This is a genomic window from Lactobacillus apis, assembly GCF_003150935.1.
Lineage (GTDB): Bacteria > Bacillota > Bacilli > Lactobacillales > Lactobacillaceae > Lactobacillus > Lactobacillus apis.
The window spans coordinates 289,393-310,372 of sequence record NZ_CP029476.1 but is presented as its reverse complement, the minus strand read 5'-3'; the positions used below and the strand labels follow the sequence as shown (position 1 = coordinate 310,372).

The following is a 20,980-nucleotide window of genomic DNA, read 5'->3' as shown; positions in this document are numbered from 1 at the left end:
AAGGGGTAAAAGAATGTCATCAAGAGAATTAAGTTCTGCTGAACTACATTTGTGGAATATTGTAGAAAACAATCCTGATAAGATTGCGAAAATGTCGATTGTTAAGTTAAGCCAATTTGCTCATGTCTCTACAGCTACAATTGTCAGAACAATGCAAAAAATGGGATACAGTGGTTATACGTCCTATCGTGAATCATTAAAGCTCAAGAGTAACTCCTCCTCTTCTTTTAGTGTTCTCAATGACGCAGACGATAAAATCCGTAGTGTGATTACTAAAAACGAAATTGAAATGAACAATACACTCCATAATTTGAGCTATAGTACGCTTGAAGACAGTATTTCAATGACTAAACAAGCTAAATTAGTCTATATTTTTGCTCGCGGCTTATCAGAATCAATCGCAAATGAGATGATGGTAAAGCTTCAGCTTACCGGTAAGTACTGTGAATTCCATTCGGATCCCAATATCATCAAAACAATTGCTAAAAAAATTAAACCTGACTCGTTAGTGATTTTTATTACCCTCAACGGTGAAACTGAAGAATTGGTTGCTGCAGCTAAAATTTTAAACAAAAACGATATTCCAATTTTAACTTTCTCGACGAATTCAAATGGCAGTATTAGTCACTATTCAACGCTTTCATTTATCGGCTACCAGTCAAAAACAAATTATTTCCCTGAATATGAGGTCAGATCACGCTTGCCACTACAGATCATGACGCGTATCTTTAGTGATGCATATTCTGTTCGAACTAATTTTTATAAAAGTAAGTAGCAATCACAGCTATGCTTAAATTTACCTAACTCATTTAACTTAATGGTCAGTTGTATCTTGTCAGAAAAACTAAAAATTCAAGCAAAAAGGCATTTTCCAAATATTAGTTTGGAGAATGCCTTTTATGTATTAGAATTTTAAGTCATAAAAAAGATAACCGTCTACAGACTAGTGACCGACTTTACCTTAATTTTGCCATAATGTATTATAAACACAGGATCTATCAAATTATAAAATACCATCTTAAGGAATTTAAAAATGAAAACTAAAAGAAAAAAGTATATAGCTATTCTTCTTGGCATTGCATTATTAGGAATTAGCTTGAATAGTAAACAAAGCCCAGCTTCTCTCACGCAAACAGCAAATGCTGCTACCACAATGGTGCAGCTCAAGCACAACGCATATGTATATACTAAGCGCGGTGTAAGAAAACACGGTAAAAGTTTGAAAAAAGGGCAAGTCTTCACTACGCGCGGCACAATAAATATAAAAGGTAAAAAATACTACTGTTTGTCGAAGACACGGTATATTAAATCAGCTAATGCAACTGCTACTTCAAACCAAGGAAAAGCAAACAACGAGTTTCAAATAACACTGACTAAGCCTGCTATGATTTTCAATAGCAAATTTGTATCGACAGGTAAACTTATTTCTGCCGGCACACAAAAAGTCGCATATGGCACTACTAATATTAAAGGATATTTATTCTACAAACTTGGGAATAATCAGTATATTTTAGCTTCTACTGCTAAGAGTAGTGGTACTACAACTAATACTGAAAAAGATAAGACCAGTAATTCCACTGACAAAATTGACACAGGGCTATCAGAGCGAAGTGATAAGCCGACACCAGAAGAAGTTAGAAGTTTACTTGCAAATAGCAATGATAAACTAGGATATGCAGTATATTTTAGTGACAGCCAACTAGCCCAAGTAAAAAACCATTTATGGGAGAAAATACAAGCGTATCGTGTAGAAAAAGGCTATCCTGCATATAAGTCTAATTTGGAATTAGATTCCTTTATCAAAAAAGTTTCATCAACAACAGATAACATGTTTATCTATGCGGATGATATTAATAGTGCGGATATTAAAAAGTATCTGCCAACTTTGACATCCAAAGGAATGAACGCAATACGCTCGGTTGATAACTATAAGTATTATGGAAACTACTTAGGGGCTCCAGCCGTTTTCAATATAAAAGATCGAAATCCTGAGCATGTAGCAACTGAAATCTTTGAAAGTCTAAAAAATGATGATTACTACAACAGAACCATTTTAGGCAAAGACGATAAATTATCATACGGTTCTTTAGGATTAAACTATTACTGGGACGGAAATTCCTCTTGTGTTGGATTAGTGTTTATTGAAGTAACAGGTAGCAGCCAAGAATGGATAGATTACTATAACCAAAATTAATATGTAAAAAAGCAAAAGGCATTACTCAAAAACAGTGCCTTTTTATGTGTAAAAAAATCTGTTCTTTAAACAACAGCTGAGAGAGATAGATCTACAGCTGCAGATCTATTGAAACTAATTTAACAAGTACGAATTAATAATTAGCAGATAGTACCGGTAAGATAAAAACAAAAAACTATTGCTATATTTTTCAATACAGCAATAGTATAAAAAGTATATTCAGTTAATTAATTTCAAACATTAAAGCTATTATTCAACGCTTAACTTTTCACGCCAAGATTTTGCACCTTTGAGAGCTGCATTAAGATTTTCAATGTTTTCTTTACCCTTTGTCGATAGCCACTTTCGACCTGCTTCTTCACTTTCGCCAGCAAATGGTTCAATAGATGGTTTCCAAGTAGCACGTCCACATAAAACACCATTAAAGTCAGCGCCAGCTTCCTCAGCCATTTTAATTTCGGCAATAAATTCTTCACTGGTTACTCCAGCAGACAGGAAGATATATGGCAAGTCTGTTGCTTCAGACTGCTCTTTTAATAAGTCCTTTGCCTCTTGCTGAGTGTAAACAACATTGTTAGAGCCATTGAAGCCTTCAACATACTTAATATTAAAAGGTATTTCTACCTTCAATACAGTTACATCATATTGAGGTTTTGAAAATTCTTTCATTGTCTCAATAACTTTGTTAGCCTTAACTTTTACAAATTCTTCACTTTTGGCATCTGCAATACTTGCATCGTAGGTTAAGACTTCTAAAAAGAATGGCAATTCATTTGCTCTTGCCTCTGCACCAACACGCTCAACAAAGGCTTGTTTTTTATCATTAATTTCCTGACCTTCATCTGGATCATAATAAACTAAAAACTTAATTGCATCTCCGCCTTCATTTTTGATACGCAAACCAGATTGATTAGCAATAAGGTCAGGCATTCTACCAGGCTCTGTTGTGTCATATCCTGTTTTTTCATATGAAAGCAGTAAACCACAATTCTTATCTCTTACTTTCGTTGCTGGTAAACCGTATTCTGGATCTGTCAAAATCGACGAAGCATATGGCGTTAATTCACTTGAAACTGCCTTTTTAAAATCAACAATTGTTGTTTCATCAGCTGGCTTGTTAGCAGCATCTGCCAACATTTGTTTAAGTGAACCACGTTGGTCAATTGCTAAAGCGCTAATTACCCCATCAGTTGTTGACAAATTTTCCATATGTTTGGCAACTGCCGCAGAAATTGTTCTCATTATATGTCTCCTTTTAGTATTTTCTTTAATCGCACACTGTTATTATATACCGATACAATGCCGTTTTAAAGAAGCGCTAACATATTTGTAAAGGTTTCCAAGTATGTGGAGTATTTTGAAAATATTTTCTATAAAATGTCTGATTTACTGAAAATATTTCTTTTTAGTTCAAAAATTATTTCTCTTTTTCAACTTGTATTTTTGTCTTAAAGTTAACCTTTGGACTCCAAGCAGATACACCCTTTTCAGTTACAACACGTACCTGAAATTCGTGTAGGGTGTCGGGTTTTAAACTATTCAAAGTGAACTGTGGCTTTTTGATGTTAGTGTATAAAAGGTGATCAATTTTTAGTTGATAACTCTCACTACGAAGAACTGGTTCCCACAAAACACTAATAGCAGTGTCAGTTGTTTGGGTCTCATCTTGCTTAAGTTCCACTGGAATAGCCACAGTATCATTTGCTGTTGGAATCTTATTAACGGCAACAGGAGTGTCATCAATCCCAGTAATATTTACTGTTAAATTAGTTTGAACAACATCAACCTGACCAATTTTTATTCTTAAAAAGGACTGTTCAAGCTTTGGATCGAATTCTTTCAAATATGGATTAGTTAAATAGTGTTGGTCAAAATAAAAACAATTAGCTTGCTTTTCAAATTCTTCTATACTACTTACCTCAGTTAGCTGAACCTCATCATTTCCAACCTTCACTTCAATAGCTACAGGAGCTTTCTTAGTTCTAATATCTAGTTCAGTTACTTTTTCAGGATCAAATCCTTCGTACCCACCCTGAGTTCTTTCAAGCTTGATTGTCAAATTATTATCGGCCAATTGACTTGTTATTCTTGTTTGGGCATACTCACCCTTTTGATATTTAGCCGAAATACCGTCATCTTCATAAAGCGTGAAATTGGTGTCACCAGCAGGATAAAACACTATTTGTCGTTGTTTCTTTAGTTCCAGATAGTCGCGCGGTGTATTCGTTGCAGGTGCCATCGGAATAATTGCCCCAGCTTTAACAAAGACAGGCAATTTCCACAAAGGCGCATCAAAGTTATTGATAACTTGTCCGCCTTGATATTCTTGACCTGTATAATAGTCAATCCAAATTTGCTCAGTATCAGGTACGTAGATTTCATTACGTACGTCATTACCATCTTTATCACTTGCTGTATTCTGGTAAATTGGTGCTACCAGGAAACTAGGTCCCCAGAGATATTGATACCTAACTAAATTAGTGTGGTATTCGGGAACTTCTGGATATTCTAAAAACATTGCACGAATCATTGGCTTACTCTCAAAGGAAGCTTGAGCCGCAATACTGTAACTATAAGGAAGCATCATTGATTTTTGTTTCAAGTATGCTCGATTAAGTTTAGTTGTGATACCACCAAAAACAAAAGGATTCTTAGGATTTTTGCCCCAACCATCCATGTTAAGTTCAATTGGCGTATATGTTTTCCATTGATAGTCTCTAGTGTTAATAATTGGATGCTCGCCACCAAAGATGCCATCCATATCAGAGGCAACATTTGGCTGACCGGAAAGTCCTTCGCCGATATACGTTGGGATTTGGAAGCGAATATACTCCCATTCTCCACCAACTTCATCCCCAGTCCAAACAGCACCTGTGTTCTGGGTACCCACCCAGCCATCAAGCGTGAGAATAAATGGACGGAGCTGATCTCCTTTTATTTTTTCAACCATCTTAGCTGTGCTTTGAGTAGCGTTTAAACCTAATGAATAACCATTACCAACCCAAGCTTCATCAGTTTTCAATGCAGTTACACCAGCAACAAGCTCTTTTTCAAAGTCACGATCATCTGGCTTCGGATGTTCAGGATCAACTGGAGATAAGTTTTGTTGCGTCCATAACCCTACTTGAACCCCTTTAGCGTTGGCAAACTTAATAAATTCCGCCAGATTGGTCAAGTTTCCTTCTAATGTATCTGTTTGCCCGTAACCAGCCCCATAACCATCATTTGGTAAAAACCAGCCTAGCGGCATATCATGTTCAAGATATTGTTCTAGCATTGCTCGTGCACTGAATTGATACGTTACCCCGCCATGCTCCCCATTCAAAGTCTCTCTAATTGACTGCGGCTTTAGTTCTGCTGGCAAGTCCTTAGGCAAATACTCACGATAGTATTTGCCATCTGGATATTTAATTGCACCTTTTTCATCTGGCTTCACTTCAACCCAATAGTCACGGTTATATGCATTCAAGTGAGCTTCATAAAAACCAAAGATTGGCATTAAAATCGGCTGACCAGTTAATTGATGATACTCATGAAGTAATCCATATGCAGTGTCCGCAAAGAAGTAAACTGCATCAAAACGCTCTTCTTCATGATTGATAGTTATTTCCTGACTATCTATATTAGAAAAATCGTAGTGGCCTGGCTTATAGGTGTTACGAATGACGCCATAGCCTGCATTGGACCAATAAAATGGACTTGGAGAAGCTACACCTTGATCAACCCAGTTACCAGTATTGACGATTTCGATCTTTTCACCCGTTAAATTAAATCGTCCATTTTGTGTACCACCACCAAAATAGCTTGCACTATGATTAGCCAAAGTCTGTGTTGTTTTTACATTAGTCAGTTCAAGTGGCTCTGCTTCTTCTAGGATAGTTTGACCATTTTTGTTCACAGACATTACTGCCGGTGCTCGCTTGAAGCAAATCTCAATTACTCCAGTTGAAATTTGCCAGCCGTTTGCAGTTTCTTTTAAACTAGCTTCATTCATCCCTGCATAACCGTAAACATCTTTAACAAAGATTTGTGCGTGTAGCCCTTCTTCAGACTGTTCCGGCTCTTGAAATTTTTTCAATGGATCAACATAGTAGCGGAACGTAGTTGCATCAATCAAATATAGGCGTCCTACTAAGCCACCTACATATTTAATTTCAAAATAATCACACTGTTTTTCAACACTTGCAATTGCTTGTAGTTTTAATGTTTTAACTTCTTTTACCTGCTCGGTTTCTTTCTGCTGATTAATTGCTCTTTCCTCCTATAAACTGATAGTTTTTAAGGTTTTCATTTAACAAGTCAATTGCGCGTAATTATCACGCTAATTAACAAATATTTGATTTTTATTAAAAAATATTAACAAAAGTTATTATAAGCTATTTTAAATGTCAGATAAATAGATAGTTGTGAATTAAAGGTCCAACCACTTATTTAGATTGCAAGGCATAAATTTTTTCCGGCTAGCTTCTTTTCACCGATAGCATAGTTTAAAAATGATTAATATTTTTTTAACTAATGTTCTATTTCATCAATAACTGCTATGATAAGTTTAAATAATTTAGCAGTTTTTATTATTAGGAATGAAATTATGAGCTTTATTTATACACTACGATACATGCTGGACCCACGGTCAAATACTCCAGCTAAAGATCAGAAACTAATTGATTTTGTAAAAAAAGGGCAAATTGACGACGTTGCGTTTTTCATTAACGGTGAGGAAATGAACCACAGTCATTTGACTAGAAATGAGACCGAGCGCTGGCTTGATGCAATTAAACCATTGCAGAAAGAGCTAGCGGAGATTGGCGTTACTACAAGTCTGAATCCTTGGACAACAATTATGCATTCAGATCGCGGCTATCATGTTAATCCTGAAATTGGTTTTAACACTTTTGTTGATCTTGACGGTAATAAGGCTAAAGACATGGCTTGCCCAGCCAATCCAAAATGGCGGCAGTACTTAGCCGAAACATATGCACAATATGCCAGTATTCATCCTCGCCGCCTCTGGCTAGAAGATGATTTTCGTCACTATAACCACTCACCGCTAAAATTAATGTGCTTTTGTGATTATCACATGCAACTTTATAATCAGAAGTTACCACATGAAGAAACGCGCTCAGAATTTGTTGCCAAACTTTTGCAGCCAGGGGAACCGACACTTGAGCGAAAAGTTTATTTAGATCAAGCACGAATTGAAATGATTGAAACCGAGCATCTAATTGAACAGGCAGTTCATCAAGTTAGTCCAGAAACTGATTTGGCACAAATGACCTCCTATCCTGACTGGCATGCCCTAGAAGGACGCGACTGGAATAAGTTATTCTCAGCCCAAGCAGGAGCAGGACATCCAAAAATTGCACGTCCCCATTTACCTGCATACAATGAAGTGGCTCCATTGCAGTACGGGCGCGCCTTTGAAGAGTACACACGAATAACTGCCGCTTTTCTAGGTGAAAATGCAGAGCTATATCCTGAGCTAGAAAGCTATATGTACTCACCGCTGGTTAAATCACTGTCATTTACTAAGTTCCAAATCATTTCCACTGCTTTAATAGGCAGTCAAGGAATTTTATTAAACCTTTTCGATATGATGGGAAATGGTATTAATAATAGTTGGCAATATGCAGAAATGCTTGCGGAAATCAAACCATTCGTTAACCAATTAGTAGAAAACCGTCTGCCAATTGACCATTTAAGTGGTATCAAAATCTTAGTAGATCAAGACTCAAGCTATCACATACAAACAACGACAGGTAAAGACATCCAAGAGCTCTTACCTCACGAAAAAAATTGGGCAAGTCTCTTGGGATCATTTAGTTTCGCCACAACAATTTTTCCACTTACAACAAATAGCCGTTTGACAGGTGAAACTCTTGCAATTTCGGGACAACTGCTCCGCAATTTAACGAATACGCAAATCTCGGACTTAATTGCAAACAATCATGTTCTTCTCGATGGTGAGAGTATCCAAGTATTGCTTGATCGTGGCTTAGGTAGTTTATTACATATCAAAAAAGCTGAATGGCACCCTCATAGGTCAAATTACCAAGTGTTTGAACAAGCAGATGGTCATACTGTTGAAGGTGTCGATAACCCACGAATCACTATGCTGCAACAAACTGGTAGTTACTTAAAGTTGGAATATCAGCCGAATAGTAATGTCAGCATTTGGTCTTATGCATATAACTCACTTGATGAAAAGCTTGGTAATGTAATGGCAATAGTTGATGACCACATTCTTATCTTGCCGATAGATCAAGATCCTGCTCATGGTTGGGAAGCACAATTCACAACGTATAAACAGGGTCTATTACAGCAAATGATAAATAGCATTTGTCCAGCCGACTATTTAGTGGAAATGCCAAACGTTAAATTACTTGTACAAGAAGATCGTACAGCCGCATGGCTATCTAACTTTACCTTAGATGGCTACCAACAAATTAATTGGCATCTAGCCGCACCTCTTCCAAATGACATAGTTACCATCATCAGAAAACGTGGTAATAAGTTGGAAAGAAAGCAAGTTCAAATTCACATTGAACATGACATTGCTACAATTGACGAACCACTTAGTCCCTTAGAAACAATTCAGTTATGTTTTTAATCCAACTAAAAAGCCTAGTTCTTTAATAAGAACTAGGCTTTTAACTTGGCAAATTTTATTTTTTCATGTTGGCTAACATTTCAGTAACATCAACAATTCCTGCTTTACCCGCTGTAATCAAATCGGATTCTGTTCCGTTCATTTGACTGTTAAGCCATTCGATTACAAGTGGTAAATTCATTCCTGAAACCAAATGGATATTTTGGCCACTCATGATCATTCTACTTACTACATTAGCTGGAGTACCACCCATCAAATCTGCAAAAACTGTAATGTCTTCAGCATTCATTCCTGAAATTTGCTCTTCAAACTTTTGTTTAAAATCATCTGGACCTTCTGACGGTAGTAAACAAACTGTGTGCAAGTGCTCTTGTTCACCCATAATCAGTTCGGCACTGGTTTTCACACCTTCTGCCATGGTTCCATGACTAATTAAAATTAACTCTTTTTCTGCCATACTTTATCTCTCTATTTAATAATCAAATCATTTAAGATGTCTTAGTAACTGTCACTATATTCTATTATATCTTTGTAACAATTCCAAGACCACCTAGAATGACACAAAGTATTAAAACAATAAAGATTGCTTTAGTTGAAGTCATACCCTTCTTACCAAGCATCCAGTATACAAAGCCCACAACCGCAGCTGGTAATAACTTAGGAATAATCATATCCAAATTATTTTGAATATTCATTGTTACCTTACCAATTTGTGGTACCCAAGCAAATTTAATGTTAACCATCGTTGCAACTAATGCGCCAACCATGAAGACACCTAGTACAGTTGCTGAATCGGTTAAGGCATTAAGCTGATCTCTCATGTCAGTAACAAGTGAGACACCCTTACCATAGGCAAAGCGAAGTTGCTTCCAACGGAAGACACAGATTAACAAACATGCAACGACCCAAATGATTACTCCAATTGGATTTCCTTGTGTAGCCATTGAAGCTGCCAAGGCACCAAAGATAGTTGGAATTAATGATGCAAAAATCGAGTCACCGATGGCTGCAAATGAGCCCATTAAACCAACTTTAATACCAGTTACAGTATCCTTACCTTCAATTCCTTCATTCTCTTCAACGGCAAGATCCAAGCCTGTGATAATCGTATTAAAGAAATTAGAAGTGTTGAAGAACTGCATATGCGTCTTCATCATTTCACGTAATTCAGGTGTATCATCACCATAAATTTTACGTAATTGTGGCAAAATCGTGTAAAGATAGCCACTGTTCTGCATTTTTTCATAATTCCAACCTAGTTGAAAGCCAAAGAGTGATCTTCGGTTAATCTGATTGAAATCTTGATCCGTCAATTTATATTTAGGTTTAGAGTTCGTCATCAGTAATCTCTCCTTCATCGTCAGAATCAGAATTTGCATTGTTACTCTGTTTTTCAGTAGTTTGGACAGCACCCTTTGTAAGTGGGATGCTCTTATAGTGCAAAATTGCAAGAGCTAGTCCTAGCATTGCAATTGCAAGCATTGGTAAACCATTGAAAATTGAAGTAAAGCCTTTATTAACTTGAGATAGGCCAGTTCCAAGAGCTTGAATACTGCTAAAGAGAACTGAGAACAATGTGGTAACCGTGAAGCCCAAAATCAAGTATGCGACATGCTTTTTAACTGGTAGATAACGCAATAAAACTGCAAAACCAACAGCTGGTAAAGTAGCACCAGCAACTGCTAATCCATTACCTAGCCATAATAAATCACCATTTAGTGCATTGGCGATGGTTTGTACAAGGCCACGTCCAAAGGCTAAAGCAATAAAGACTGGGACTGCACGAGATAAGGACCAAGGAATTGCACCATATAAAACATTTCGTTCAACTGCTTTATAGTTGATCTTATCTTGATCAATTAAGTGATCAATTCTGTGAGAGAAATAGGTATTTGCAAATCTAGCTAAAATATCCAATTCAATCATAATTGCAGCAACCGGAACAGCAATTGAAGAAATAGCCGTTTGTGGACTCATTCCTTTAACAGTGGTAGAAAAGGCTGTTGCTAAGACTGTACCAGTCGTTGCATCAATCTTTGATGCTCCACCAAAAGTACCGATTCCTAAAACGGTTAATTGCATTGAAGCACCAATGAATAATCCCGTTGGCAAATCGCCCATGATAATACCGGCAATTAAGCCGGCACCAACTGGTGTATTCAATGCTGAATAAACTTGTAGTTCGTCTAAAATTTCTAATCCTGCATACAAAGTAAGCAGTAATATTTGCCACCAAGCCATTTTCTTCCTCCTACTTCATTTTTTCATCAATTAATTTCATCAAGTCGCGAGCATCAACACTAGGATTGAGCTGTGCAATCAACTTAACGCCCTTATTGGCGATTTCTCTGAAAGTCTGAGCTTCATCGGCATTGATGTTAACCTGTTTAGTTAACTCAGTAGTATCATCTTGTTTTGACATATTACCAACATTGATTGTATCGAGATCAACTCCTAAATTAAGAAGATCAAGAAACTTATCTGGCCTTTTTGCAACAAGAAACAATCTCTGATTGCCATAGCGATTCTTCTTTAAGTGATCAGCAGCTACTTCAGTTGGTAAAACACTTAATCTTGTAGTCATTGGTGTTGCCATCCTTAGACCGCTTTTTTGAATGTCGTCCTGTGCCGCTTTTTCATCAAGTACAATAATTCGCTCTACTTGCAAATTTGGTGTCCAAAGATTAGCAACTTGACCATGAACTAAGCGTTCATCGACTCTTGCCCCCACAATATTCATATTTCTTCCTCCATATCTTTATAAGGAAATCTAAATATTTATTAAAACGCTTTCACAGTTTCATGTTAAGGTACCAACCACTTTTTGTCAATATGCTCCTGATAAAAAGTTTACTTATAAAAATATTTTATATAGTAATGATTCTCTAAAACTAGAATTCATGAATTGTTACACCCTTGACCACACGGTTAACCGTACCTGTTGGTGATGGTGTATCAGGTTTATTATTAACTTTAATTGAAGTTAATAAGGCGATTGTTTGACCAAACATTACATCTGGTAGTGCCAAGTAAGCATCAGGTAACAGCTCTTCATCACTAAAGGTAAATGCCCTTCCTGAAAAGTTTTGACCGTCTTTTTCTTGTCCAACTGCCATTACTAATGGAACAATTTGGTCGTCTTTAATTTCATTTAAAATGTCTAAGTCATATTGTCTTGTATATGTGTTGTTAGATACAAAATCAAAAACAATGGTTTTCTTATCTAAAAATGACTTTGGACCATGACGTAAGCCCATTGAAGTATCAAATAATGCTGCTACTTCGCCAGCAGTTAGCTCTAGAATCTTGAGTCGTGTCTCTTCTGCTAATCCGCCTAAACATCCACTTCCAATATAGGCAATACGGTTAAAGTCAGTATTAACCAAAGTCTGAATTTCATCTTCTCGTTCGATAACACTTTGACCCATATGTGCAATTTGACCTATTATTTTTTCCTTACGATCATCTGCTAAAGTATCGAAAACAAGTAGTGCCATTAGGCTCATGCAAGAAAATGATCCAGTCATCGCAAATCCTTGATCAAGAGATTTCTCTGGCATCAATATTACTAATCCATTAGCATCATCTTTTAAGTCTTGAGCTAACTGTCCCTCAGGTGCACAAGTTATTGCAATCTGGGCCAAATTTTTGACTAGTTTTTTAGCTAATTCAACAGTTGCGACTGATTCAGGTGAGTTACCACTACGGGCAAATGATACCAAGATAGTCGGAGTCTGTTCTTCTAAATAATCTTCTGGTGTAGAAACTATTTTGGTTGTATCAATTGCCTCAAAATTGTACTTAGTCCGATCGCCATTATTTTGTAAATAAGGCATTATCATGTTTCCTACGTATGCACTAGTTCCTGCACCTGTGAAAATCACTCTTACTTTGCCCCATTGATTTTGAACTTGATTTAAAAAGTCAGTTATTTTTGCTTTATTATTCTGATATATTGACCAGGTTTCTTGCCATAATTTTGGTTGTTGTTCAATTTCACGTGTTGTGATCTTTGCACCCATTTTTGTTAATTCTTCATCAGTTTTAGTAAACATTTTTTTAGCCTTCCTTAGTTGTTATAAATATTAAAATAAATCGTTATATTGTCTTGACCGATAAACAAATTTATCGCCTCGCGCTAACGAAATTGTGAATTCAATTGGCACATTTTTATCATTAATTGTTTTTCGGAAAATTTTTAAACTAGGCGATCCGACTTTTTCCTCCAAGTTTTCACTTTCTTCTTGGTTAAGACAAACTGCTTGGACATCTTCAAAAGCCATCACACTTATCTGATCATACTTTTCCTTCATTACATCATATAGAGGTTTGTCATTTAAGTCTGACAGTTCAAGTCCAGGAAATAATTTTTCTGGTAAATAAGATGTGCTAAAAATTCGTGGTTGATTATTAGCTAATCGTAAGCGGACTAATTTATATGCCTTTTCAGTCGAAGCCATATTTAGCTGTGTGGCAATATGTTCGTCAGGAACGATTAGCGACAAACTTTGATTTTGCGTTGAGGCCTTCTGCCCAATTTTTTTAAGTTCTTCAGTAAACGAGTACATCCCGCCGATATTGGGTTGACTTAAAAAGTTACTTGAAACGAAAGTCCCTTTGCCATGGAGACGGTAAATTAGCCCGCGCTCTTCCAAATCCTGTAAAGCAAGCCTAATCGTATTTCGACTAACGCTATACTTTACTAATAATTGGCGTTCGCTAGGCAATTTTTCATTAGGCTTCATTTGTCTAATTTGGTTTTCTAAATCTCGAATGACCTGCCGGTAAAGTGGTTTTTGCATTAACACACTCCCTTTCTCTTTAACTGGTTGATACCACTTAAAGCTTAGCAAAGAAAGCGGTTTATTTCAATTAGTTTTTAAACAGTTTTGTTTTTATGAAAAAGTCTCTTTTTCGGAATTTCAGTTAACAAAAAAGCTCCATAGCAATCAACTAATCTTTGATTAATACGGAGTTTAAATATTATCTTTAATCTAATTTAACGTCGTTGTCTGTTTTGCCAGTCTCTATAGCTTGGTGGAAATTATCATAGCTAACTGCAATCATGTCAGTCAAAGCCGGACTGGTATATGAACCAATATGTGGGGTTAATAAAACTCGTGGATATAAATCAACTAGTGCTTTAGTTGTTTCGTCCGTAATCTTGCCCTTAAAGTTGTGTCCCAAGACTTCTGCTTCATTTGGTAAAACGTCGCTTGCAAACCCTGCAATATGGCCGGCTTTAACTGCAGAAGTGATTGCAGCATAATCCGCTAATTCACTACGTGCAGTGTTAACAAGAACAGCGGTTTCTTTCACTTTAGCTAGAAATCCCTTATCAATTAAATTATCATTTTGCCCAGGAAAATAAGGAACGTGAACTGAAACGATATCAGACTTCTCTAATAGCTCATCCTGACTAACGAAAGTAACATATTGCTTTGCAAAATCACTAGGATAAGGATCATAGCCCAATACCTTAGCCCCCATGCCACTATATAGTTGAGCTTCAGTGGCACCAATTCGCCCAGTGCCAACAATTCCAACAGTACTGGAATGAACTTCACCTGAAAAAGTTGCAGTTGAAACACTAAAATTACCTTGTTCAGTCATGCTTGTTGCCAAAGCCGTATGCCGAAAAAGCATCATTCCTAATGTCATTGCTAGCTCAGCTACTGCATATGGTGAATATGCAGGAACTCGTGCAACTTCCATCCCATATTTAGCGGCTGCCTTTAAATCAATATGATTATAGCCAACTGTTCGAGTGAAAACATACTTGATACCCCAATCATTTAGCTTTGCCAAATTAATATCGTCCGCCTCACAATTTGCTCTGAGCAAAACCGCATCAGCACCCTTGGCAGTTTCAATATTTTCATGTGTTAATAATTCTGATTCCAGTTGTAAATCATAATCATATTTATTTAATTTTTTAAAATACTCTACTTCGTTTTCTCGCACACCATATGCTACAACTCTAAACATTAAAGTCCTCCTTATTAACTAAATATACTGCTTTGACTAAGAACACCTAGAAAAGCAATCAAAAATGACATTGCTGCAACTACTATAATTTCCGAAACAAAAGCAATACCTGCGCTGTTGGTGTAGCAATCATAATAACAATTGTACCTAATGTTACGTAATTCATCAGTAAAACGCTAATCAAATATAGCATTAATATATAGAACCAAATTAATCAACTGAATAAAATAGCTTTATTAGAACTATACTACCATGATGTCTTATTGTATGCAGCCTGCTTAACCAAGTTTGAACCTAAAGTGGTACTAATTGATAACCACTCAGATGGAAGCTATACACTGATTTTAATTGATAAACTTGCTGCTTTTGAATATTTGCGTTATTTCACTACAAAGGTTTGTTTATGTTTAGCCTAAAAATATCTGCTAGAAAGTAAAACTATATAATTGGGAATTATCTAAAAGTACTGTCAATTTAGTTGCAAAATTAATTTTACTTGAGCAGATTATAGTAAAATATATTTTATATGTTGATGCGATAAAAAAGATAACTAAATTATTTTAGTTATCTTTTTAGATTTATTAAATTTAGAATTCATCAAATCCGTCATCAATTTCTTCTACAGCAGGGGCTGCTTTTGATGAATCTTTATCAAAAAATACATACATAATAGCCGCCATGATCACAGCAAAAATCGCTACACCAGTTGTTGACATCCCACTATATGCAACTAAGAAAAAGCCTAGAAAGAAAAATGCAGCAACTTTTTTGTTCATCATCATTTGTGCTAACATTGCAAAACCAAGTAATGGAAGTAACCCCGCTGCAACATTCATTCCATCCTGAACAAATTGGGGAATTATATTTAAAAATTTAGCTACAGTAGAAGCACCGAAGTAAAATGCTAAGGGATTAAACAAAATTCCTGGCCAATTTTGTGCCCATCCGGAAAGTAACATATCCCTTGTTAATGCCTTCGTATCTGCATTAGCAGCATCTTTGTCACAACGATGAATCAACATTAACATTACCGGTTGGCCAATTGCAGTGTTTAAAGCCAACATAACGGTAGCAATTGGTATTCCCAAAGTCAAAGCAGCAGCAGCATTGGCGTGGGACTCTATTGCAAGAGAAATTCCTAATACTGTTCCAGCAATTAGGTCTGGGGGATTATATGCACCAACTGAAACTGCTCCAATCATCGCTAATTCCAGTGTAGCACCCATTACAATTCCATCTTGTAAGTCACCTAATGCAAGACCGACAAGTGGCCCCAGAATAATTGGTCGCTGTAAGTAGCTTGTTCCCAAAAGCCATTCAGAATATCCTAAAAAGTTAATCAAAAAGATTAAAATTGTTTTTATTATCATAATGTTCACACTTACTAAAAGCTATCAAACTCATCCACTTCATTAGATGTAGTTTCTGTATTTACATTATCAAAGTTGATTATTCCTTCTTTAGAAGCATTAATGCTATCATCAATCAGCTTCGAAACATCTTGATTTGGAGACGTTAAAAATTGCAATATAAACGGCAAGTTTATTCCAGCAACTAAGTGAAGCTTATCGTTAGAAGCTGTGATCTTTTGTAAATCATTATTTACACTTCCTCCAGCTATATCAGTCCCAAATACAATGTCTTCTTTTTCATTTTCTTCAATAATCTTTTTTATAGCCTTAGGAAAGTCAAGACACTCTGTTGTATAAGCTGGAATTGCATATAAGTTCTCTTGCTTGCCCATAATAAGTTCTACAGACATTTTTAGTCCTTTTGAAAAATATCCATGCGTGGCTATTACTAATTTTGTCATTTGTACCTCCTTTTAATTGGTTCTTTTTATAATCCATTTAATAAAAAAAGTATACCACTACTGTAGCTTTGTGTAAACGCTTTACAAAGATATAAGTACAGTTCTCAATTGATATCGTAGTAATCTTAAGCTAAGATTAAGTTAAATAATTTTGTCAAGGAAGATTTATTAAAATGTTCAATATCATCAACAAGAGCGAATTAATCGCAAAAGATATCGAATTTCAAATTTCGCAAAAAAAATATGTAAATTCTATTCCATCAGAAAGAAAACTTGCTGAGCAGTATTCTGTATCCAGAAATACTATCAGAGAAGCATTAGATATACTTTTGAATAAGTGTGTCATTTCTCTTAACTCAAATAGTTATGAAATTAATAGCCCTAAAGAAGACTATGACTGGTTGGATATTTTTGGCAAGCAGTCAGTATGTAAAGTTCATAACAGTATAGTTAAGAACACTTGTTTAGAAGTTAATAAAAAGATTGCTCAGAAGCTTAAAGTTCCTTTAGCAACAAAAATTCGTTTACTAGTATATAAAAGAACTATTATTGAAAATAATTCTTCAAGAGTTTTATCACTTGATTATGTGTATGTCCCTGAAAAACTAGCCAAGAGTGTTGATTTGAAAAAATTAAATAATTCTTCCTTTTGGCAATTACTACTTCAAGAAAAGAAAGGTAAAAACCTAAAAGAGTATCAAAATCTGTCTATTGACGTCATAACAGATGAAGAGGCTGCAATTTTAGAATTACCTACCCATAGCAAAGTTTTGGAGCGTACTTCTTTGTTTTATATAGAAGACACACACATTTATTTTATTTCCAAAAAAATTCCGGAAAATAGTTTATTAATGCAAATAGATAGATAAGGAACACACAAAAATGAACGACCTTTTCCATGCACCCTTATACATTCAAATAGAAAATTTATTAGAAAAGAAGATTTTAAGTAAAGAATTTCTTCCAGGTTCTAAAATACCTAGTGAACGTGATTTAGCTATTCAGTATGGCGTTAATCGAATGACAGTTAAAAAAGCCATTGATGCCTTACGCGAAAAAGGTTTGCTATACCGCAAACAAGGTAGCGGAACCTACGTTACATCTTCCAATGTTGATAAAGAAAATGTGTATTTCAATTTATCTTTTACTGATAAAAACTCAAACTCGGGTATTTCAGAGCTCCTGACCAAAAATGGCATTCATTTTTCTAATGAAGTTATTGGAAAAGAAATAATTAGTAATAATGCATTCCTTAATGACAAACTTGAACAAACAAACAATGATCAAGTTTTTGCTTTACACCGAATTCGTCAAATAGAAGATAATCCATTTGCAATAGAATACAATTATTTGCCGGCTGCTTTATTTCCTGGTGCACTCGAAGTTGATTTTAAAAACGTTAGTTTGTACGATTATATGGATTCAAAGAACCACCGTCCGATTCATATTTCTCAGTTTATCCAAGTTGTTCCAGCGCTTAAAAAGGAAGCAAGACTGCTCAAAACTGATGAGGGTTCTCTACTTTATTACATTGTTTATCTTGGTTACGACGAACAAAATAATGCCGTTGAGTACACCGAAAGTTATCTAGTCTCTGATGAACTCCATTTGCAATTCACTTTGGGGGGAATTCTAGGTGTCAAAGAAACATATTAAACTTACTTTCAAAAAATAAAAATCGTAAAAGGATAGCCTTTTACGATTTTTTGATATTTCTAATAGTCAAATTGACGATAGTATCGACGGAAGTTAAGGTCATGCCCTGTGTATTGTTGATACCATGAAGCAAGACGATCGGTTAAGAGTGAAGTAATAATCATTGGAGAACAAATCTGACGGAAATCGTCATCTATTCCTTCAAAAACAAAGTCTTTAGTATCAAAGACTTCATAATTATCTGTATGCTTTGGTAAAAAACGCTCAACTCTCTCATCTAGTGCACGATATTCATCTTCACCCTTAATCAAGTATACTGGTAAAGAGTCATCCACTAGTTCTAAAGCACCATGGAAGAAATCTGCTGAAGTAACTGGACGTGTGCGCACCCATTGCATTTCTTCTAAGATACACATTGAGAACATACATGTTTCTCCCCAAAGCATGCCAGAACCAACAGTCATTGTAAGTGGTGCATCATGATATTTACGTGCAATTTTTTGTGCACGATCTTCAAATTCTTCTCTAAAACGTAAAAGATTTGGATACAGGTTTTGCATTTGATCTGCCCAGCGGCTGTAGTCCTTATAATATCCCCAGTTTTGGTAAATTCTTAAAACCAGCATAAAGTACATTAAATATGCATTTTCACATTCAGCTAGTGAACCATTGATTGATTCCTTTAGGAGCTTGCCTAAAGCTGAATCTGGATTTTTTGTGAAGCCATAAACATCTATTCCTTTTTGATTACAATACTTAACGGCATCTAGAATTTCCTTAGTATCTCCAGAATCAGATGATGTTAAAACAAGTGACTTATCAGTAAGATAGTTTATGTCCTTTTTTACTAATAATTCGCCAGCATTCTCCAAATAAACTGGGAAATCAGATAGATGGTGTAAATACTCTGCAACAGGATACCATTCCATCCAGGTTCCCCCAACACCTATCATCACAATATTTTGATAATCTTTTTTAGAAAGCTTATCAGCCAATTTTTCAATATTTGTTCTCTGTGAGTATACATCTTTACCGTTTTGTAGATATTTTTCTACGTCAAAATTCTTTAATAGTGTCATTTTATTTTCCTTTCTCTGCCTATTTAGGCACCCAAAATCTTAAAATACGTTGCCGCAATACTTACTAGTAGTATTATCAACATAATCATTAATGGATTTAGTTTCTTCTTCAACATCCAGTAAGTCACTCCAAATAGAGCTAATGTAGCAATACCAGGAAATATTCCATCAAGTAGTGACTGTACAGTCGATGCACTCTTACCTACTCCAATTTTTGTAATAAACTTTACATTTACCATTTCTTGCGTCATAGCTCCGACAACCATCATTCCAATCATCGAAGCATATTTAGTAATCTTATCCATCACCCCCGAACTTTCCACATTGTTAATAACATTAGAACCTAAGCTATATCCTAAAAATGTTCCATAATATCTCAAAATATAATGAGGTATATTGAATACCAAGAAGAATAGAATTGGTCCTAATATACTTCCCTTTAAAGCAAGTGTTGTTCCTATTCCTGTTGCCAAAACTCTTAATGTACCCCAGAAAAAAGAATCACCAATGCCAGATAAAGGCCCCATCAAAGCTAACTTTACGGCTGAAATAGAGCTCTCATCAAATTCAGGATTTGTCGCATTAGCTTCTTCCATAGCGACAGAAATTCCTAATGGAAGAGTAACAATATAGGGCGTCATATTGTATAGTTCCAAATTACGCTTCAATGCATGGACAAAATTTTCTTTTTTAGGATATAGTTTCTTTAAAATAGGCATTATTGCCCAAGCGAAGCCAACGTTTCCCATACGCTCATAGTTCCAAGAATGCTCATAAGGTATACTTCGCCAAAACAGCTTTACTAAGTCGGACTTGTTTATTTTTTTGTCATATGTAGGTTTTATATTAAAATTCATCGAATCCATCGCCTTCCTGTACAACTTCATTTTTTCCGGTGTTCTCTGTTTCTTTTGAATTATCAAAAAAGACATACATAATAGCAGCCATAATTACTGCAAAAATTGCTACACCTGTAGTTGATATTCCGGCATATGCGACTAGGAAAAAGCCCAAAAAGAAAAATGGTACTACTTTTTTATTCATCATCATTTGAGCTAACATTGCAAAGCCTAATAAAGGCAGTAACCCGGCTGCGACATTCATTCCTTCTTGAATAAAAGCAGGGATGATATTTAATAACTTAGCAACGGTAGATGACCCGAAATAAAAAGCTAGTGGAATAAAAACTATTCCCGGCCAATCTTGAATATAACCTGCTATCAACATATTTCTAGTTAATGCCCTTGTATTTCCTTTTTCTGCAGCATTATCACAGCGATGAATAAATGCCAACATTAATGGTTGACCTGTTGCTAACCCTAATGCTTGCATAATTGCCGCAATTGGAATTCCTAAAGTTAAAGCTGCGGCAGGGGCTGCATGGGTTTCAATTGCTAACGAAATTCCTATAATTGAGCCTGATACCAAGTCTGGTGGATCATAGGCTCCTACTGATACTGCTCCTATCATTGCTAGTTCTAAAGTAGCACCCATAATAATGCCATTTTGTAAATCGCCGAGAACTAAGCCAACTAAAGGTCCGAGAATAATTGGCCTTTGTAAATAGCTAGTTCCAAGTAACCATTCTGAATAGCCAAGCAATCCTACAAGAAAAATCAGAAATGTTTTAAGTATCAAGTTCT

At 35.7% G+C, this 20,980-nt stretch carries 19 protein-coding genes and 1 pseudogene; 5 read left to right on the top strand and 15 right to left on the bottom strand.

Annotated features, from left to right (window positions below; translation table 11 throughout):
- Positions 1–13 precede the first annotated feature (13 nt).
- Both DKL56_RS01435 and DKL56_RS01430 read left to right on the top strand, forming a co-directional pair.
- Positions 14–775 carry a MurR/RpiR family transcriptional regulator gene (locus DKL56_RS01435; protein WP_109715153.1) on the top strand — a complete coding sequence of 254 codons (762 nt, stop codon included), beginning with the start codon at positions 14–16 and terminating at the stop codon, positions 773–775.
- 258 nt (positions 776–1,033) lie between these two features.
- Positions 1,034–2,194, top strand: a complete 1,161-nt coding sequence (locus DKL56_RS01430; RefSeq protein ID WP_109715152.1) for an SLAP domain-containing protein — start codon at positions 1,034–1,036, stop codon at positions 2,192–2,194.
- A 249-nt stretch (positions 2,195–2,443) separates the two neighbouring features.
- Here DKL56_RS01430 and DKL56_RS01425 read toward each other — a convergent pair whose 3' ends face one another.
- The 3 genes and pseudogenes from DKL56_RS01425 to DKL56_RS07965 all read right to left on the bottom strand — a co-directional run.
- A complete protein-coding gene (locus tag DKL56_RS01425; RefSeq protein WP_109715151.1) occupies positions 2,444–3,436 on the bottom strand; it encodes a tagatose 1,6-diphosphate aldolase in 993 nt (330 codons plus the stop codon).
- Between the two features lie 175 nt (positions 3,437–3,611).
- Positions 3,612–4,433: a DUF5110 domain-containing protein gene (locus DKL56_RS07970; protein WP_420812400.1), complete on the bottom strand. Its 822-nt coding sequence runs from the start codon at positions 4,431–4,433 to the stop codon at positions 3,612–3,614.
- A 15-nt stretch (positions 4,434–4,448) separates the two neighbouring features.
- Positions 4,449–6,188, bottom strand: a pseudogene (locus DKL56_RS07965) (TIM-barrel domain-containing protein); the annotation flags it as partial.
- Between the two features lie 594 nt (positions 6,189–6,782).
- Between DKL56_RS07965 and DKL56_RS01415 the strand changes: the two are divergent.
- Complete coding sequence (locus tag DKL56_RS01415; protein WP_109715149.1) at positions 6,783–8,801, top strand: hypothetical protein; 2,019 nt, start codon at positions 6,783–6,785, stop codon at positions 8,799–8,801.
- A 55-nt stretch (positions 8,802–8,856) separates the two neighbouring features.
- On the opposite strand, the gene DKL56_RS01410 is transcribed toward DKL56_RS01415, so the two are convergent.
- The 9 genes from DKL56_RS01410 to DKL56_RS01370 all read right to left on the bottom strand — a co-directional run bounded on the left by DKL56_RS01410 (position 8,857) and on the right by DKL56_RS01370 (position 16,602).
- The gene (locus tag DKL56_RS01410) at positions 8,857–9,258 is read right to left on the bottom strand and encodes a PTS sugar transporter subunit IIA (protein ID WP_109715148.1); all 402 of its coding nucleotides are present in this window, start codon (positions 9,256–9,258) and stop codon (positions 8,857–8,859) included.
- 64 nt (positions 9,259–9,322) lie between these two features.
- Positions 9,323–10,141 (bottom strand): PTS system mannose/fructose/sorbose family transporter subunit IID, encoded by an 819-nt coding sequence (locus tag DKL56_RS01405; RefSeq protein ID WP_109715147.1) that lies wholly within the window; start codon positions 10,139–10,141, stop codon positions 9,323–9,325.
- A complete protein-coding gene (locus DKL56_RS01400; protein ID WP_109715146.1) occupies positions 10,128–11,042 on the bottom strand; it encodes a PTS mannose/fructose/sorbose/N-acetylgalactosamine transporter subunit IIC in 915 nt (304 codons plus the stop codon). Before DKL56_RS01400 ends, DKL56_RS01405 begins: the two co-directional genes overlap by 14 nt.
- A 10-nt stretch (positions 11,043–11,052) precedes the next feature.
- The gene (locus DKL56_RS01395; protein WP_109715145.1) at positions 11,053–11,541 is read right to left on the bottom strand and encodes a PTS sugar transporter subunit IIB; all 489 of its coding nucleotides are present in this window, start codon (positions 11,539–11,541) and stop codon (positions 11,053–11,055) included.
- A 151-nt stretch (positions 11,542–11,692) separates the two neighbouring features.
- Positions 11,693–12,856 carry an SIS domain-containing protein gene (locus DKL56_RS01390; RefSeq protein ID WP_109715144.1) on the bottom strand — a complete coding sequence of 388 codons (1,164 nt, stop codon included), beginning with the start codon at positions 12,854–12,856 and terminating at the stop codon, positions 11,693–11,695.
- Between the two features lie 30 nt (positions 12,857–12,886).
- Positions 12,887–13,603, bottom strand: a complete 717-nt coding sequence (locus DKL56_RS01385) for a GntR family transcriptional regulator (protein ID WP_109715143.1) — start codon at positions 13,601–13,603, stop codon at positions 12,887–12,889.
- 187 nt (positions 13,604–13,790) lie between these two features.
- Complete coding sequence (locus DKL56_RS01380; RefSeq protein ID WP_109715142.1) at positions 13,791–14,789, bottom strand: NAD(P)-dependent oxidoreductase; 999 nt, start codon at positions 14,787–14,789, stop codon at positions 13,791–13,793.
- A 587-nt stretch (positions 14,790–15,376) separates the two neighbouring features.
- On the bottom strand, positions 15,377–16,159 hold the full coding sequence (locus DKL56_RS01375; RefSeq protein ID WP_109715141.1) for a PTS mannose/fructose/sorbose/N-acetylgalactosamine transporter subunit IIC: 783 nt from the start codon (positions 16,157–16,159) through the stop codon (positions 15,377–15,379).
- A 14-nt stretch (positions 16,160–16,173) separates the two neighbouring features.
- Positions 16,174–16,602, bottom strand: coding sequence for a PTS sugar transporter subunit IIA (locus DKL56_RS01370; protein ID WP_109715140.1), 429 nt, complete (start codon positions 16,600–16,602; stop codon positions 16,174–16,176).
- Between the two features lie 173 nt (positions 16,603–16,775).
- Between DKL56_RS01370 and DKL56_RS01365 the strand changes: the two genes are divergently transcribed.
- Together DKL56_RS01365 and DKL56_RS01360 are read left to right on the top strand one after the other, a co-directional pair.
- Entirely contained in the window at positions 16,776–17,471 is a 696-nt protein-coding gene (locus DKL56_RS01365; protein ID WP_109715139.1) for a GntR family transcriptional regulator, read from the top strand.
- 13 nt (positions 17,472–17,484) lie between these two features.
- Positions 17,485–18,258: a GntR family transcriptional regulator gene (locus DKL56_RS01360; protein ID WP_109715138.1), complete on the top strand. Its 774-nt coding sequence runs from the start codon at positions 17,485–17,487 to the stop codon at positions 18,256–18,258.
- 59 nt (positions 18,259–18,317) lie between these two features.
- Here the strand turns inward: DKL56_RS01360 and DKL56_RS01355 are convergent, their stop codons facing one another.
- Genes DKL56_RS01355 through DKL56_RS01345 form a run of 3 tightly spaced genes read right to left on the bottom strand, consistent with a single transcriptional unit; the run spans position 18,318 to position 20,975 of the window.
- Positions 18,318–19,337: an SIS domain-containing protein gene (locus tag DKL56_RS01355; protein ID WP_109715137.1), complete on the bottom strand. Its 1,020-nt coding sequence runs from the start codon at positions 19,335–19,337 to the stop codon at positions 18,318–18,320.
- Positions 19,338–19,360: 23 nt separating this feature from the next.
- Positions 19,361–20,194, bottom strand: coding sequence for a PTS system mannose/fructose/sorbose family transporter subunit IID (locus DKL56_RS01350; RefSeq protein ID WP_074426339.1), 834 nt, complete (start codon positions 20,192–20,194; stop codon positions 19,361–19,363).
- Positions 20,184–20,975, bottom strand: a complete 792-nt coding sequence (locus DKL56_RS01345; RefSeq protein ID WP_074426338.1) for a PTS mannose/fructose/sorbose/N-acetylgalactosamine transporter subunit IIC — start codon at positions 20,973–20,975, stop codon at positions 20,184–20,186. The genes DKL56_RS01350 and DKL56_RS01345 overlap by 11 nt, the downstream gene beginning before the upstream one ends.
- Positions 20,976–20,980 lie beyond the last annotated feature (5 nt).